Genomic DNA, 13,959 nt, shown 5'->3' on the forward strand with positions numbered 1-13,959 from the left:
GTCGCCGGGCGACTAGGGACGGCGAGCGAAATGGACCGTTTTGGCAACCAACAGAAACACGTCTGCACGGTTGTCGATTCCTGCTGGGTCCGCCGGGTCCAGCAGTCGGTCCAACGTCGCGAGGTCGTCGGCGGCCAGGTAGTCCGCCAGGACTTGACGCTGCCGCTCGAGCGAATCCCGCAGCCAGCGACGCGGTTCGGCGCCGAGCGGAGCCGGACGGTCCACCAGGAAGCTCTGACTGTGCGCGTCGGCGAGACCCGCATCGCGCAACATAGCCGGCCAATCTTCGGCAACGGCAACCGATTCCGGCAGCTCGTCGCGCATGTGGTTGAAACGATCGGTGACGGCGGCGTCCAATCGAAAGAGGAGCCCCGGGCGTCCGAATCCGACATCCCGCGGCAGGAATCGCGGTGCCAACCCGCCCTCGGCAATTGCCAGAACGCCGCCGGGCCGCAGCCGTCCGGCCAGCTGGGTGAGAGCGCCGAGTTGATCACCGACGTGATGGATGACCTGCGCCGACCACACAAGGTCTGCGTCAGGCAAATCGGGGAGGTCGGCGGGGAACTCCGCCACCCTCGTCGTCAACTGCACGCCGAGCCGCGCCGCACGCTTTTCGGCGCGTGCGAGCAATTCGGGTGATCCGTCGACCGCGACCACCTCTGATGCGGGAAAGCGTTGTGCCATTTCGCACGCCGCAACCCCGGGTCCGCTCCCGACATCGAGGATGCGGCCCGGGGTCTGGCCCTCGAATCTGGCCAGCGCTCCTCGAACGTAGGGGAGATGCGCTTCGCCCTCCAGTTCGAGGAGGTCGGCCATCGCCGCCCAGTCGAAGTCGACGTGGTCATGCGTGTGGCTGTGGCTGTGGCTGTGGTTCACAGCTCGACAATGCGGGTACGCGCAGCAAAACGACAAGTTCTGTTGCTGTTTCGGCAACAGTAGAGGCAAGGAGAAGACGATGTTCACCGATCCGGAGATCGCCACTCGCGAGCAATGGCTCGCCGCTCGGCGTGACCTCCTGACAGCGGAGAAGGAACTCACACGCCAGCGCGACAAGGTCAACGCCGCGCGACGGGCGCTGCCGATGGTCGAGATAGACAAGGACTACACGTTCGAGGGTCCCGCAGGCCGCGCAACGCTCTTGGACCTGTTCGAGGACCGGGGCCAGCTTTTGGTGTACCACTTCATGTTCGAGCCCGACGCCGAGCAAGGTTGCGAGGCTTGCACGTTCACGATGGAGAACGTGGGACATCTGAGTCACCTGCACGCAAGAGACACTTCCCTGGCAGCGGTGTCGCGGGCGCCGCTCGAGAAGCTCGAGCGCTACCGGGAGCGGCTGGGGTGGACGTTCCCGTGGTACTCGTCGCGGGGCAGCGACTTCAACTACGACTTCCACGTCACCCTCGACGCAGCGGTCACACCAGTCGAATACAACTACAAGGACGCCGACGAGCTCGAACGGCTCGATGCGGCGTGGAAAGGCTGGTCGGGCGAGGAGCACGGCGTGAGTGCGTTCCTCCGTCACGACGAGCGAATCTTCCACACCTACTCGGCCTACGGGCGTGCTACCGAGGTCCTGATGGGCACCTATCACTGGCTCGACCTCACAGCCCGCGGGCGCCAGGAAGACTGGGAACTACAGCCTCGGCGCAGCGACGGGCCCGCCATGCACTGGCTGCGCAGGCACGACGAGTACCAGTGATCCGATCCCTCAGGCCCAGGCGGCTCGCTTATCCCCGACTTTGCCGATGACGTCAAGGGGAGAAGTCCCCACCCCTGTGGGGGGTGGTTTGACGGTCGCGCGGTTGCGAATCTGATTGGGCGAGGTTTTCGACATCTCGTTCAACTCACTTCGAGCCCATTCAGGACATCCCATGAAAATCAGCTCTGCCAGTGCCTGCGGAATTGCGGCGGCCGCCGTCGCAACGATGTTCCTAGCCGCCTGTTCGAATTCCGCAGATGCGAGTTCGGGCGCTTCTGCGGAAGACCAGATCAAGGCGACCGTCGAGGCTTTCGAAACTGCGTTCAACTCCGCGGACGCGGAGGACTACCTAGCGCAGGTGTGTGCCGAACAGGCAAAGCAGGAGACGGTGGAGACGGTCGAGCAACAACTACTCTTCGCAAAGGCATTCGCTGGAAAGGTCACGTTCGAGATCACGAACATCCAAGTCGACGGCGAAACCGCTCAGGGTGACCTACTGGTGACGGTCTCCAGCCCGGACGCGTCGAGCGATGACCCATCGGATTCTACGAAGTTCATTCGCGAGGACGGCAAGTGGAAGCTTTGCGAGCCCGAGAGCGGCATGATGCCCATGGAGTAGAGGCGTTCGCATTCCGTTATCGGTATGCGTCAAGTCGCGAGGTTCACGCGCAGGTGAGCCAGAATCAGCCCAAGGGGGAGTAGTTGCGGCGCCCGCCTGCCAAGAGACTTCTTCTATGAATGCTTACTTACGTAGGGCGCCGTGGTGGACCCTGTCGGTATTGCACGGGTTCTACTTCGCCGCCGTGATGGCCGTGCTCTGGCCGATCATCGGCCCGGGCGACTCGTCGGAACCGATGGCCGTCTTTGTTGTCGCCATCGTGAGTGGGCTGATCTTCGGTGCAATCATGGGGCCCCTGTCCGCGCGGCAATGGGCCTCGCTCGCCGCAGTCGTCGGCCCATTGTCGGACAACGACTTTCGGACTGTCAGCCGCGCTGCGTGGCGGGGACCGATACCGACGGACGACGCCATCCGCGTGCCGGCGTTGGCGATGGCAACGTGGCGGGCAAGCCGTACGCGGCCGACGGTGATACTCGCACTGGCCGTTCTCGAACTCGCGTTGGCATTGTCGTATGCCGTGCAAGCACCGGATCACACGGCGCAAACCGTGTTGTTCGGCGGTATGTCGGCACTCTTCTTCTGGAATTACTGGTACGCACTCCGGTTACGGCGCCGCGTCGAACTGTTGAAACTCGGCGGACGCGTTCACAGCTGAGCGGAAACGGAGACGTTGTCGCTTAAGCTGCAGGCGTGCCGGTCAATCGGAGCCGCAGGGCCACCGCCGCCCGCAGACGCAAACGCCGGATGGATCGCGTCGAACACGATCTGAGCGATGCGCAATGGGCCGCGCTGAAGGGTCTGTGGGGCGGTTGCGCGTACTGCGGTGCGACCGACCGCCCGCTGCAACGCGATTGCGTCCTGGCGATCTCCCGCGGCGGTCGCTACACGCTCGGCAACATCGCGCCTGCCTGCGGACCGTGCAACGCCAGTAAGTGCAACGACGAGGTCACCGGTTGGCTACGCCGAAAGCGACTCGACGAGCGTGCTTTCCTGATCCGGCACATCGAGGTCCGGGCCGAACTCGCGGCGCAGTTTCCCTCGGCGTAGCAGCGGCTACCTCTTGATTGCGGTGACGAGCAAGTACTCCGCCTCGTACGCTGTCCGGCCGGATTCGGTGGACGCGTTCCAGCGGGTGAGCATGGCCAGAAAGTCGCGATCGAGCTGGGCAACGCGCTCGGGTTGGTCCTTGTTGAACCCGTACACCGAGATCGTCGGACCGTAGTTGCGCTTCCAGTACTCGCGGAACTCCTCCGGGCTCACGCAATGATCGATCAACACCTTCTGGCGCTCCATCCGCAGTCCGGTTACGTTGTCGCCGAACAGCTCCCGGACGTGTGCCTCATTGCCCCAGAGAGGTGGGGGACTGGCACCGACCGGCGGCGGCGGTGCGTACGGCTTCAGCGTCGACAGCAGGTTCCCGATAAAACCTTCGGGGGTCCAGTTGATCATGCCGATCGTCCCGCCGGGACGAACTACTCGAACGAGTTCATCGGCCGTTGCCTGATGATGTGGTGCGAACATTGCACCGACGCACGACATAACCACGTCAAAACAGTTGTCCGCGAACGGCAAAGCCTCAGCGTCGGCTTCCAGCCACTCGAGTGCGACCCCGCGCCGAGCGGCGATTTTCTGTCCCGCAGTCAGCAGTTCCGGTGTGAGGTCGCTCGCAGTGACGATGGCGCCGGCCGCAGCCGCGGGAATGGCCGCGTTGCCGGATCCGGCACCGACGTCCAGTACCCGATCTCCCCGGCGGACTCCGCATGCCTGCACCAATTCGGGTCCGAGCGCCGGAATCAGTTCCGCAGCAACAGCGGGATAATCGCCCGAAGCCCATAGCGCCCGGTGCTTGGCCTTGAGTTGACGGTCGGCCTCGCGGTCCGCCGGCGACCTGTGATCGTTGACAATGCTCATCGAAAGGCTCCCTGTTCATTGCGTTCTCGAACGCATCCTGACCAGACAACGATCGGTCACGCCGCGCAGGTCGGGCATCGGGAAAACATCCCTATTTTGCGGTGTACGGCCGCCGAGCAGGTGGTTCGACTCAGCTCAGGATGCCGGCCTCTCTGGCCCGGCGCACTGCGTCGCGGCGTCCTGTGACTTGTAGCTTCGTCAGGATTGCAGACACGTGATGATCGACCGTCTTTACCGAAAGGTAAAGACGCTCAGCCAATTCGGCGTTCGTGAGACCGTCTTCGAGAAGCCGAAGGACTTCGATCTGGCGCGTCGTAAGCCCCGCCGGATTGGCAAGTGTCGTCGCCCGTCGAGGCGCGGGTACGACCCTCGTACCTTGCGAGCGCAAGTCGTATCGCACCTTTGCCGCGACGGCGTCCGCGCCGAGCCGATCGAGGATGTCGAGTGCGCGCCGGGTCTGTGTCGAGTCGCCCGAGTCGACCATCGCCAGCGCGGCGTCGTACGGCGTCGACAACTCGTCGAAGGCCTGCGCTGCGGCCATGTGGTGTCCGTCGACAAGCAGTCGATACGGCGCCGCCAACGATTCCGTGTCGACTGCGCCACCGAGTCGGTGCAGCCACATAGCCAGCTCGCCGCGTGCCCATTCGAGCCCAACGATCGGCGCCTCGCGCAGCAGCGAGCGACATCGCTCGAGACGATCGTCCGGCACACCGGTCAGCCACGACTTCTCGACGATCGCCGACGCCACCGGAAGGGTCCGCACCGGCTCGCCGAAGCGGTTCGCGAGCCGCCACGCTTCGTCGAGTGCGCCGAGGTCGTCCCCGTTGCGACGCAGTGAGACCACCGCCCGGATCAGCAGCGGCCACGTGCGCGCGAGGGGGGCGCTGGGTTTGCCCAACACCGAGTCGGAGTCGGCAAGCGCACCCTCCCAGTCGCCGGTGAGCATCTTGAGGCGGCTACGCGAACCCAGTTGAACGACATGGCACACCGGCAAATCGTGCTCGACCATCAGCGGGATGCAGAAGTCGAGCAGTTCGGTCGCAAGCCCGAGGCGGCGCTGCTCGACGTCGAAATAGCTCAGGTTGGTGTAGCCGCTCGAGTAGATCTCATCGATGTGACGCGGCCCGGCACTGAGGATCTCGAGCAGGTCGGCACGAGCGATCTGCCGCCCGGCGAGCACGTCGCAAAACCCTTCGATGAGGTCGACTCGCACCAGAAGCATCGGATCGTTTGCCTTGCGGCCAATTTCGCGGGCGCGCAGGAGCAACTGGCGCGCCGTATCCAGTTGCGTGGACTGGACGGCGAGGAACGCCTGAAACGCAAAGGCGTGACCCAACTGTGTCAACGTCGGAGGTTCCGCTGATTCGCTGCGGTGATCGAGGACGGATATCGCAGCAGTGACAAGATCGTCAGCCAGGGCGCGGTTGGCGTTGTACCACTCGTACACAGCCAACGCGTGGTAGTCGGCGCTCAGGGCAACGTCTGCACTCATCGCCTCCCGGAGGAGTTTGGCGCGTCGGCACGCGTCGATTGCGTCGTCGAGGCGGTCGGTGAGGTAGTACTCGGCGGCGAGGAGTTCCAGGAGTTCTGCTTCCGTTGTCGCGGGTAAGCCACCCTGCGCCAACGCGATTCGAAAGAACTCGGCTGCCTGGGTGTGCGCTCCCGAACGCGTCGCCGCCCGACCGGCGGCTGCCGCGGCGGTGGTGATCAATCGGCGGTCTCCCGCGCCGAGCGCGTGATGGGTGATGATCGCCGGATCGGGATGCGACGCCGCGTGATGCGCGTCGATGAACCGCCGGTGCAGAGCCGGCTCGGCGCCCGGCGGGATGACGCTCGTGACCGCCAGGCGACAGAGGTCGTGGCGAAATGCCACCCCACGAGCGTCACGCTTGATGAGCTTCGCGTCGTCGAGCGCTCGCAGGGCGGGCAGCGAAACGCCGAGGTCGGTGAGTAGGTGATCCGCGATCGAGCCCGGTGCACAGGTGAGCAAGTTCAGTAGGTCCCACGCACGCCCGTCCAGACCGGCCGTACGGGCAAGAATTGCATCGCGCACGGTGGTCGGGAGGTCGCTCGTGCGGTGGTCGAGCATCTCGCATACGAAGAATGCGTTGCCGCCCGTTACCCGGTGAAGCCACGCCGGGTCGACAGCGCGGTTGCCAACCATCGAGGTCACGGCGTCCAGACTCAGCGGAGGGACAGCGAGGGACTGCGCGTGGGACGACCTGGCAACGTCACCGAGCAGGCCTCGCAAGGGGTGCGTCACGCCCACCTCGTCGTCGCGGGCGATACCGATCATCAGCAAATGGGTCTGCGGCGCGCGGCGCAGCAGGAAGCGGAAAAGGTCGATTGTGCCTTGATCGGCCCAGTGCAGATCATCCAGAACGAGCAGCGTCGGCTCCGTCCGCAGTTCGTCGAAGACCGCTGCGAAAATCTCGAAGGGCTGGTCGCCATTGCGTAAGAGAGCCTGAGTCGATCCACTGAAATTGTCTGCGAGGTCGTGGAGCGGGCCGAGCGGTCTCGGTGTCGACAGAGGATCTGCAGCCCCCCAGAGCACGCGCTCGCCATCGAGTGATCGCTCGATGAACGTTTCGACGAACGATGTTTTGCCACTACCGGATTCGCCACACACCAGCACCGCGCCGCCATGGCCGGTGCGGGCCTTGGCTGCCCGCGTCTCGAGCTCGCCGAGTTCGTGCTCACGCTCGGTGAGTATCACGGTGGGGATGCTACCGGCCAGCTGTTCGGTCGACCAGTACATAACCGAAGGGCGATCGGCCGAGGATAGGGTCGTGCCGTGACTCAGTTCAACAACGTTTCCGTGACCAAGCAAGCCAATATCTATTTCGACGGCAAATGCGTCAGCCATTCGATCGAGTTTCCCGACGGTACACGGAAATCGGTAGGGGTAATCTTTCCGTCGACGCTGCTGTTCAATACGGCCGCGCCAGAGATCATGGAAATCAACGCGGGCCGCTGCAAAGTGCGCCACACCGGATCCGAGGAATGGCTCGAGTACTCGGCGGGTCAGTCCTTCGATGTGCCAGGCAATTCCAGCTTCGACATCGAAGTGACCGAAACACTGGACTACGTCTGCCACTACGGCTGACAAGGAGCGCGGCGTGTCGGACCAACCAGAGCTGTTCGGCGGGCGCCACCCGACGAGCCATGAACAGATGACGGGACTGCCCTGGGATGCGTCCTACCAGGACGGTCCGGCACCTTGGGACGTCGGTCCGCAGCCCGCGATTGTGCGCGTTGCCGCTGAAGGTGGAATTACCGGTGCTGTTCTGGACGCAGGTTGCGGAACCGGCGAAAACGCGTTGCACGTGGCCTCACTCGGACTACCCGTGCTCGGAGTCGATGTAGCCGAAACGGCGATTGCGATAGCTCGGCAGAGCGCTATCGACCGCGGACTCGACGCCGAGTTCGCCGTCGCCGATGCGTTGGCTCTCGGACAGTTGCGGCGAGAGTTCGAAACGGTGCTGGACTCCGGGCTGTTCCACACCTTCGACGGCGATGAACGCCTCGAGTACGTGGCCGGCCTCGCCTCGGTGACAGTTCGCGGCGGGATCCTGTACGTGCTGTGCTTCAGCGACTCCGGTCCCGATACCGGTCCACATCCGGTGAGTGCGGACGAGTTGCGTGCCTCGTTCTCGGCAGGTGCCGGTTGGAACGTCGAAGCACTCGCGCCGGACCGAATCCATACGAGATTCCACGAGAACGGCGCGCCAGGGTGGCTGGCAAGGATCAAACGCGTCTAGCGCCGCAAGATTGTCGTACCTGTCGACTATGACTTGTGTATGACTCCTTTGAGCTGGAAGCTGGTCGTCGACACGCAAGATGCAGCGGTTCTCGCGGATTTCTGGGCGGCAGCGCTCGGTTACACAGTGGAGGACCCGAGCACGCTCGTCGGCCAGTTGGTTGCTGCGGGGCACCTCCCCGCTGCCGCGGTGCTCGAACATCGCGGTCGCAAGACTTTTCGCGGATATGCCGCCATACGGCACCCGGACGACCCATTCGACGAGGTCAGCGGCGTGGGCCAGGGACGGCGTGTGCTGTTCCAAGACGTCCCCGAGCCGAAGACGGTGAAGAACCGACTGCACATCGACATCCACGCGGCCGCGGGCGGACTCGAAGAGCTGGTCGCGCGCCTCGAGGGACTCGGTGCCACGAAAGTTCGCGAATTCGACAAGGGCCCAGCCGGGCACTGGTGGGTCATGCAAGATCCCGAGGGCAATGAGTTTTGCGCTGCTTGAGACGCCGGGTGGGTTGACCTGATCCGCATTCCGCGGGCTCACACCGCGGAGTCGGGCGGCTTCAGCATCGGTACGAGGAACTGCCGCGCAATTGCCTCGAGTTGCGCGTCGTCATCGAGATCGACGATGTGGCAGGGGATTGCCAAGAACGAGGCGGAGATTCGCACCATCATCTCTGCAACGAGGTCGACGTCGAGGTCGACCGAGACGTTGCCTGCGCTCTGTTCACGACGGAGTTGGACTGCAAGAAATTGCCGCACTGTCGCAAGCATCCGTCCGTCGTCGCCGATCATGGATCCTGCGAGGAGGTTCGGTTCGGCGGCCAAGAGTCCGCCGATCAGCGGATTGCCGCGAATGGCCCGCAACGAACTCACGAAGCCCAGAACCACGCGATCAGCGGTAGTCCGAGCGTGCGAGATGTCGACGAGGAACTCGTCGAAGTACCGCCGGAACTCCCGCAAGACGACTTGCTCGACCAGCAGGTCTTTGGTTGCGAACCGCCGGTAGACCGTGATTCTGGAGAGGTCGGCGCGACGAGCCACATCCTCCATCGACGAGCGCTGAATTCCCATCCGGCAGAACTGGTCATAGGCGGCATCGAGTAGGCGAGTGCGGGTCTGGTCGCTGACGTCTGCCCCCTCGACGGCGTCGGTGAAAGCACGTTCGAGCAGCGATTTTGCACCCGAAGAAGCCGCGCGAACGGTTGGCGCACTTTCCACGAAACACTCCCGAACAACTCTTGTGATGGCCGACACACCATGCTACTGATGATACGGGGAAACTCAAACTGTTTCATTGCATCATTCCGTTCGAACGACGACAGGAGCAGCGGCGTGGACAGCGTCAATAGGCGAAACGTGTTGAAGGCCGGGGGCGCCTTGGGGGTGCTGGGAGCGTTTGCAGTGGCCACACCGGCAGCGGCTCGGTCACCGTGGACCTGGTCGCCCGCGGGCTCGGTGCTCGGTTCGGGGGACGGCGCCGACCCCCGAACTGTGTGGGACGCCGAAGCGGACCCGCTTGTTGCCTCGCTGCTCGACCGCGGCGACGTCCCGCGGGTGAACGAGCTATTGCGGACGTGGACCAAGAACGGTCAGCCGTTGCCGGATGGTTTGCCGGCGGACCTCCGCGACTTCATGGAGCATGCGAGGCAGCTGCCGCCGTGGACCGATCAGCAAAAGCTCGCGACTGCCTTCAGGTTCAACGAGAAGCGGGGGACCTATCTGGGTGTGCTGTACGGCTTCGCCAGCGGAATGATGAGCACAGTCATCCCCAAGGAGGCGCGCGCGGTCTACTACTCGAAGGGCGGTGCGAACATGAAGGCCCGCATTTCGAAGACCGCGAAGCTCGGTTACGACATCGGGACTCGCAATGCGTACCAACCCGACGGTGAAATGATCGTGACGTGCCTCAAGACCCGGCTGGTCCATGCGGCGGTGCGCCACCTCCTGCCGCAGTCGCCGCACTGGGTAGATGCTGCACCAGAAGACATTCCGATCAGTCAGAACGACATGATGGTCACCTGGCACAGCCTGCCGACGACGGTCATGCGAACGTTGCAGCAGTGGAAGGTGCCGGTCCCGGCTGACGAGTCGAACGCGTTTCTGCACTCCTGGCAACTGAGCGCCCACATGCTCGGCATCGAGGATCAGTACATCCCGGCGTCATGGCAGCAGGCCGATTCCCAGGCAGCTCAGGTGCTCGACCCCATCCTGGCGCCGACGCCCGAAGGCATCAAACTCGCCGACATTCTGCTCGACCTCGGTGCGGGACTCGACCTCACGCTGCTCAGCAGGCCTGTCCTGGGCGCACTCACGCGATTTGCCCTCGGGGATCAGGTCGCCGACTGGCTGCAAATCCCGCGAGAACCAGTGTGGAGTCCGTTGCTGGACGTAGCGTGGGACCCGTATATCGCTGTGCGCGAGGGGATCCTGCCGATGCCGCTGGCCCCGGAGGCGTACTGGACCTTCGACGAAATTCTGCGGCAATTCGTCCTTCTGTATATGTCGGAGTTGCGCCCGATCAGCATCGAAATACCTCAGACCAACCGTCCGCGGTAAGCAATCTGGGCACGAGCGATGAGTTTGCACCGCAAACACGGTCTTACATGGCGAATGCTGAGCACAGACCGAAGGAGAAGCCGTGGCAGACGTGTGGCCGATGGTGCACACCGAACGTGCAGCACTGATCGCCGACCTCGAAACCCTGGACGACGCACAGTGGGACACCCCTTCGCTCTGCGGGGACTGGACCGTGCACGACGTGGTGGCGCACTTGATAAACACGGCCCGCACGACGCGTCTCGGTTTCGTGATGGGGTTGGCGCGGGCACGGTTCGACTTCGATCGGCAGAACGCCGACGGCGTCGCTCGCGAGCGTGGTGCCTCGCCCCAGGAGACGCTGATGCGGCTTCGCCAGGTCGCGTCGCGCACGTCGACGCCGCCCGCCCCGCTCGACACCCGACTCGTCGAGGAGATCATCCACGGTGAGGATGTTCGTCGGCCCCTCGGTCTCTCGCGCTCGTACCCGCTCGACGCGGTGACGAGGGCGTTACGCCTGCAGGTTCGCACCTCGGCGTCGTTCGGCGGCGCCAAAGAACTCGTTGCAGGAATTCGACTGACCGCCACGGATGCCGACGTGTCGATCGGCGACGGGCCGGAGGTGAGGGGCACCGCACTCTCGCTCCTCCTGGCCGTGAGCGGGCGGTCGATCGCTTTGGCCGAGCTGGCGGGTCCGGGGGTGCAGGCACTCGCTCCTGCGAGGTGAGGATTGTCGAGTGGGGCCGTGCTTTCCGCAGTACGGGCATGTCGACGACGTGCCAGGAAACCAGACCCGCCCAGACGACTTCGAAATCTGCCCGGTGGTTCTACTGTGGAGCGCGTGGGCAAAGCAGCGTCGCTGACACGTATCTCGGCCGTGTATTCGGTCGCGTTCGTCGTGGGTTTCTCGTGGCTGACATGGGGTCCGGACACGGGTCGGCTATGGCTCGATTCCTTGATCGCCGATGTGCTCGCAACTCTCGTCGTGTTCGGTGCGAGCCGCTATTACCGCAATTCCAGTTGTTATGACGCGTATTGGAGTGTCCTTCCGCCGCTGTTGACGTTGTACTGGTGGGTGGACAGCAGCCCGGGTACGGACCAGGTCCGGTGTGCACTGATCGCGATGCTCGTGTTCGCGTGGGCGATTCGCCTGACTGGAAATTGGGTCTACGCGTGGCCTGGTCTGCGCCATGAAGATTGGCGGTACCCGCTGCTTCGCGACCGCGCCGGACGGGGAGAGTTCGTCGTAGACCTGATCGCGATCCACCTCGTTCCGACCGGACAGGTTTTTCTGGGCTTGCTCCCGGTCTATGTCGCGGTCACGGCGCCTGCACGCGGATTCAATTGGCTCGACATCGTCGCCTTCGTAGTTGGCTTCGCGGCGGTGGCGCTCGAGTTTGTTGCCGATCTGCAGATGCACCGCTTCACCAGCGAGCGGCAACCAGGGCAGGTCATGTCGAGCGGTCTGTGGAGCTGGTCGCGGCACCCGAATTACTTCGGCGAGGTCGGTTTCTGGTTCGCCCTTGCACTGTTCGGTGTCGCAGCCGCGCCCGCCGAGGCGTGGTGGCTGTTCATCGGCGCGGTCGCAATGCTCGCGATGTTCCTCGGCGCAAGTATTCCGATGATGGAGAAGCGCAGCTTGGAGAGGCGGCCCGATTATCAGACCGTGATCGACCGCGTGCCGCGATTCGTACCCCGTCCGCCCCGGCGAGTCCGAGTGTGAGCCGACCGCGCGTGGTCGTCGCCGGACTCGGCGACAGCGGTCTTCTCACAGCAATTCACCTGGCTCGTCATGCCGACGTGGTCGGCATCTCGGCCAAACCCGGCCTCGTGAGCGGTCAGGAACTCGGCATTCGGCTGACGCGCCCCGACGCCTGGGCCCGCGACTACAGGATCGGCTTCGACAGGTTCCGTCGCCTCGACACGGTCCGCACAGTGCACGGAACCTTGACGGGTCTCGATCTTCCCAATCACGCTGTGTCCGTTCGGCTCGCTGACGATTCGACCGTCGAAGAGGCCTACGACGTCCTCGTCATCTCGACAGGTGTCACCAATGGGTTCTGGCGAACAGCCGATTTCAAATCGATCGGAGACGTCGACGACGACGTGCGCACCGCCCACGAGCGCATTGCCGCAGCGTCGTCAGTGCTGGTGATCGGTGGCGGCGCCGCCGCGGTCAGCAGCGCGGCGAACATTGCCTCGACCTGGCCGACCACTCGCGTCGACCTCTATTACCCTGGCGCACAGGCACTTCCGCGACACCATCCGCGTGTATGGCGAACCGTCAGCCGGCGCCTGCGCGCTCTCGGTGTCGGGCTGCACCCCCAGCACCGCGCAGTCGTTCCTGACGGATTCGACGGCGACGAGATCACCGGCGAACCAGTCCGGTGGACTACGGGCCAGCCGCCCGCGACCGCCGATGCCGTGCTCTGGGCGATCGGTAGGGTGCGGCCGAATACCGACTGGCTGCCGACCGAATTGCTGGACGAGACCGGCTTTGTCCGCGTCGACCCCGACCTACGCGTTCCCGGCCATCCCGGCGTCTTCGCCATCGGGGACGTAGCCGCAACCGACCCGCTGCGAACGTCAGCCCGCAATCGAGCGGATCACCTTCTGGCGCATAACATCCGCGCCGAGCTGGCAGGTCGGCCGCTCCGCATTTACCGGCCACCGCGGACGAGGTGGGGTTCGGTTCTCGGCGCGCAGCCGAACGGATTGCAGGTCTTCGCGCCCAATGGCCGCGCGTTTCGCTTTCCGTCGTGGACGATCGACACCGTGCTACAGCCCTTGATCGTCCGGCTCGGCATCTACCGCGGGGTCCGGCGGCCGAGATCGCCGCTCAGTTGAGCGCGGCGGCGAGCATGCCGGGCACGTACGAACCCGCCGGCATCCGCACGATCACGTTGATCCGGTTTGCCGCGTTGATCAATGCGACCACGGCGACCAGTGCGGCGATCTGGTCGTCGTCGAAATTCTTGCGCACATGCGCCCACGTCTCGTCGGACACTCCGTGATGCGCGTCCGCGAGGCGCGTGCCCTCTTCGGCAAGCGCGAGTGCGGCGCGCTCGGCCTCCGTGAACACCGTGGCTTCGCGCCAAGTGGCGACCAGATTGAGCCGGACCGGGGATTCGTCGGCGGCTGCCGCGTCCTTGGTATGCATGTCGACGCAGTATCCGCAGCCGTTGATCTGGCTCGCCCGGATCTGCACCAATTCTTGCGTCGACTTGGGCAGCGGAGACTGGTCGATGACCTGGGCAACGTTGATGAACCGCTTGGCGAACTTGACGGCGATCGCGTTGTCGAACAAGTTGAATCGGGATTCCATGACTTCGTCCTTACTCGTGGTGGTGTAACTCGACGTACACAAGATGCCGAGGACCCGACGCACGTGACAGGACCGCACTGTGACGTGCGTCATAGTGCGGGGGTGTCACACAA

16 protein-coding genes are annotated in these 13,959 nt (G+C 64.2%); 11 read left to right on the forward strand and 5 right to left on the reverse strand.

The window, feature by feature from the left end:
• Window positions 1-12: 12 nt before the first annotated feature.
• Window positions 13-876 (reverse strand): class I SAM-dependent methyltransferase, encoded by an 864-nt coding sequence (locus JGU72_RS12430; protein ID WP_307828410.1) that lies wholly within the window; start codon window positions 874-876, stop codon window positions 13-15.
• A gap of 79 nt (window positions 877-955) precedes the next feature.
• On the opposite strand from JGU72_RS12430, the gene JGU72_RS12435 reads away from it, so the two are divergent.
• From JGU72_RS12435 to JGU72_RS12450, 4 genes are all read left to right on the forward strand, one after another.
• On the forward strand, window positions 956-1,699 hold the full coding sequence (locus JGU72_RS12435) for a DUF899 domain-containing protein (RefSeq protein ID WP_199684199.1): 744 nt from the start codon (window positions 956-958) through the stop codon (window positions 1,697-1,699).
• A 172-nt stretch (window positions 1,700-1,871) separates the two neighbouring features.
• Window positions 1,872-2,318 carry an Rv0361 family membrane protein gene (locus tag JGU72_RS12440; protein WP_199684200.1) on the forward strand — a complete coding sequence of 149 codons (447 nt, stop codon included), beginning with the start codon at window positions 1,872-1,874 and terminating at the stop codon, window positions 2,316-2,318.
• A 115-nt stretch (window positions 2,319-2,433) separates the two neighbouring features.
• Window positions 2,434-2,973 (forward strand): hypothetical protein, encoded by a 540-nt coding sequence (locus tag JGU72_RS12445; RefSeq protein WP_199684201.1) that lies wholly within the window; start codon window positions 2,434-2,436, stop codon window positions 2,971-2,973.
• 35 nt (window positions 2,974-3,008) lie between these two features.
• Window positions 3,009-3,365 carry an HNH endonuclease gene (locus JGU72_RS12450; RefSeq protein ID WP_307828411.1) on the forward strand — a complete coding sequence of 119 codons (357 nt, stop codon included), beginning with the start codon at window positions 3,009-3,011 and terminating at the stop codon, window positions 3,363-3,365.
• 6 nt (window positions 3,366-3,371) lie between these two features.
• On the opposite strand, the gene JGU72_RS12455 is transcribed toward JGU72_RS12450, so the two are convergent.
• Together JGU72_RS12455 and JGU72_RS12460 are read right to left on the reverse strand one after the other, a co-directional pair.
• Window positions 3,372-4,229 carry a class I SAM-dependent methyltransferase gene (locus JGU72_RS12455; RefSeq protein WP_199684202.1) on the reverse strand — a complete coding sequence of 286 codons (858 nt, stop codon included), beginning with the start codon at window positions 4,227-4,229 and terminating at the stop codon, window positions 3,372-3,374.
• A gap of 130 nt (window positions 4,230-4,359) precedes the next feature.
• Window positions 4,360-6,945 carry an ATP-binding protein gene (locus JGU72_RS12460; RefSeq protein ID WP_199684203.1) on the reverse strand — a complete coding sequence of 862 codons (2,586 nt, stop codon included), beginning with the start codon at window positions 6,943-6,945 and terminating at the stop codon, window positions 4,360-4,362.
• Window positions 6,946-7,023: 78 nt separating this feature from the next.
• Between JGU72_RS12460 and ppnP the strand changes: the two genes are divergently transcribed.
• From ppnP to JGU72_RS12475, 3 genes are all read left to right on the forward strand, one after another.
• A complete protein-coding gene (ppnP, locus tag JGU72_RS12465; RefSeq protein WP_199684204.1) occupies window positions 7,024-7,335 on the forward strand; it encodes a pyrimidine/purine nucleoside phosphorylase in 312 nt (103 codons plus the stop codon).
• A gap of 67 nt (window positions 7,336-7,402) precedes the next feature.
• Window positions 7,403-7,990 carry a class I SAM-dependent methyltransferase gene (locus JGU72_RS12470; protein WP_199684604.1) on the forward strand — a complete coding sequence of 196 codons (588 nt, stop codon included), beginning with the start codon at window positions 7,403-7,405 and terminating at the stop codon, window positions 7,988-7,990.
• Between the two features lie 39 nt (window positions 7,991-8,029).
• Window positions 8,030-8,485, forward strand: coding sequence for a VOC family protein (locus JGU72_RS12475; RefSeq protein WP_199684205.1), 456 nt, complete (start codon window positions 8,030-8,032; stop codon window positions 8,483-8,485).
• 38 nt (window positions 8,486-8,523) lie between these two features.
• Here JGU72_RS12475 and JGU72_RS12480 read toward each other — a convergent pair whose 3' ends face one another.
• Window positions 8,524-9,204 carry a TetR/AcrR family transcriptional regulator gene (locus JGU72_RS12480; RefSeq protein WP_307828412.1) on the reverse strand — a complete coding sequence of 227 codons (681 nt, stop codon included), beginning with the start codon at window positions 9,202-9,204 and terminating at the stop codon, window positions 8,524-8,526.
• Between the two features lie 114 nt (window positions 9,205-9,318).
• On the opposite strand from JGU72_RS12480, the gene JGU72_RS12485 reads away from it, so the two are divergent.
• The 4 genes from JGU72_RS12485 to JGU72_RS12500 all read left to right on the forward strand — a co-directional run bounded on the left by JGU72_RS12485 (window position 9,319) and on the right by JGU72_RS12500 (window position 13,368).
• A complete protein-coding gene (locus tag JGU72_RS12485) occupies window positions 9,319-10,542 on the forward strand; it encodes an oxygenase MpaB family protein (protein ID WP_199684206.1) in 1,224 nt (407 codons plus the stop codon).
• Window positions 10,543-10,624: 82 nt separating this feature from the next.
• The gene (locus JGU72_RS12490) at window positions 10,625-11,248 is read left to right on the forward strand and encodes a maleylpyruvate isomerase family mycothiol-dependent enzyme (RefSeq protein ID WP_199684207.1); all 624 of its coding nucleotides are present in this window, start codon (window positions 10,625-10,627) and stop codon (window positions 11,246-11,248) included.
• A gap of 105 nt (window positions 11,249-11,353) precedes the next feature.
• Window positions 11,354-12,244 carry a DUF1295 domain-containing protein gene (locus tag JGU72_RS12495; RefSeq protein ID WP_199684208.1) on the forward strand — a complete coding sequence of 297 codons (891 nt, stop codon included), beginning with the start codon at window positions 11,354-11,356 and terminating at the stop codon, window positions 12,242-12,244.
• On the forward strand, window positions 12,241-13,368 hold the full coding sequence (locus JGU72_RS12500; protein WP_199684209.1) for an FAD-dependent oxidoreductase: 1,128 nt from the start codon (window positions 12,241-12,243) through the stop codon (window positions 13,366-13,368). Before JGU72_RS12495 ends, JGU72_RS12500 begins: the two co-directional genes overlap by 4 nt.
• On the opposite strand, the gene JGU72_RS12505 is transcribed toward JGU72_RS12500, so the two are convergent.
• Window positions 13,361-13,846 carry a carboxymuconolactone decarboxylase family protein gene (locus JGU72_RS12505; protein WP_199684210.1) on the reverse strand — a complete coding sequence of 162 codons (486 nt, stop codon included), beginning with the start codon at window positions 13,844-13,846 and terminating at the stop codon, window positions 13,361-13,363. The genes JGU72_RS12500 and JGU72_RS12505 overlap by 8 nt on opposite strands.
• Between the last annotated feature and the right edge of the window lie 113 nt (window positions 13,847-13,959).

The organism is Antrihabitans auranticaus (genome assembly GCF_016481275.1).
GTDB lineage: Bacteria > Actinomycetota > Actinomycetes > Mycobacteriales > Mycobacteriaceae > Antrihabitans.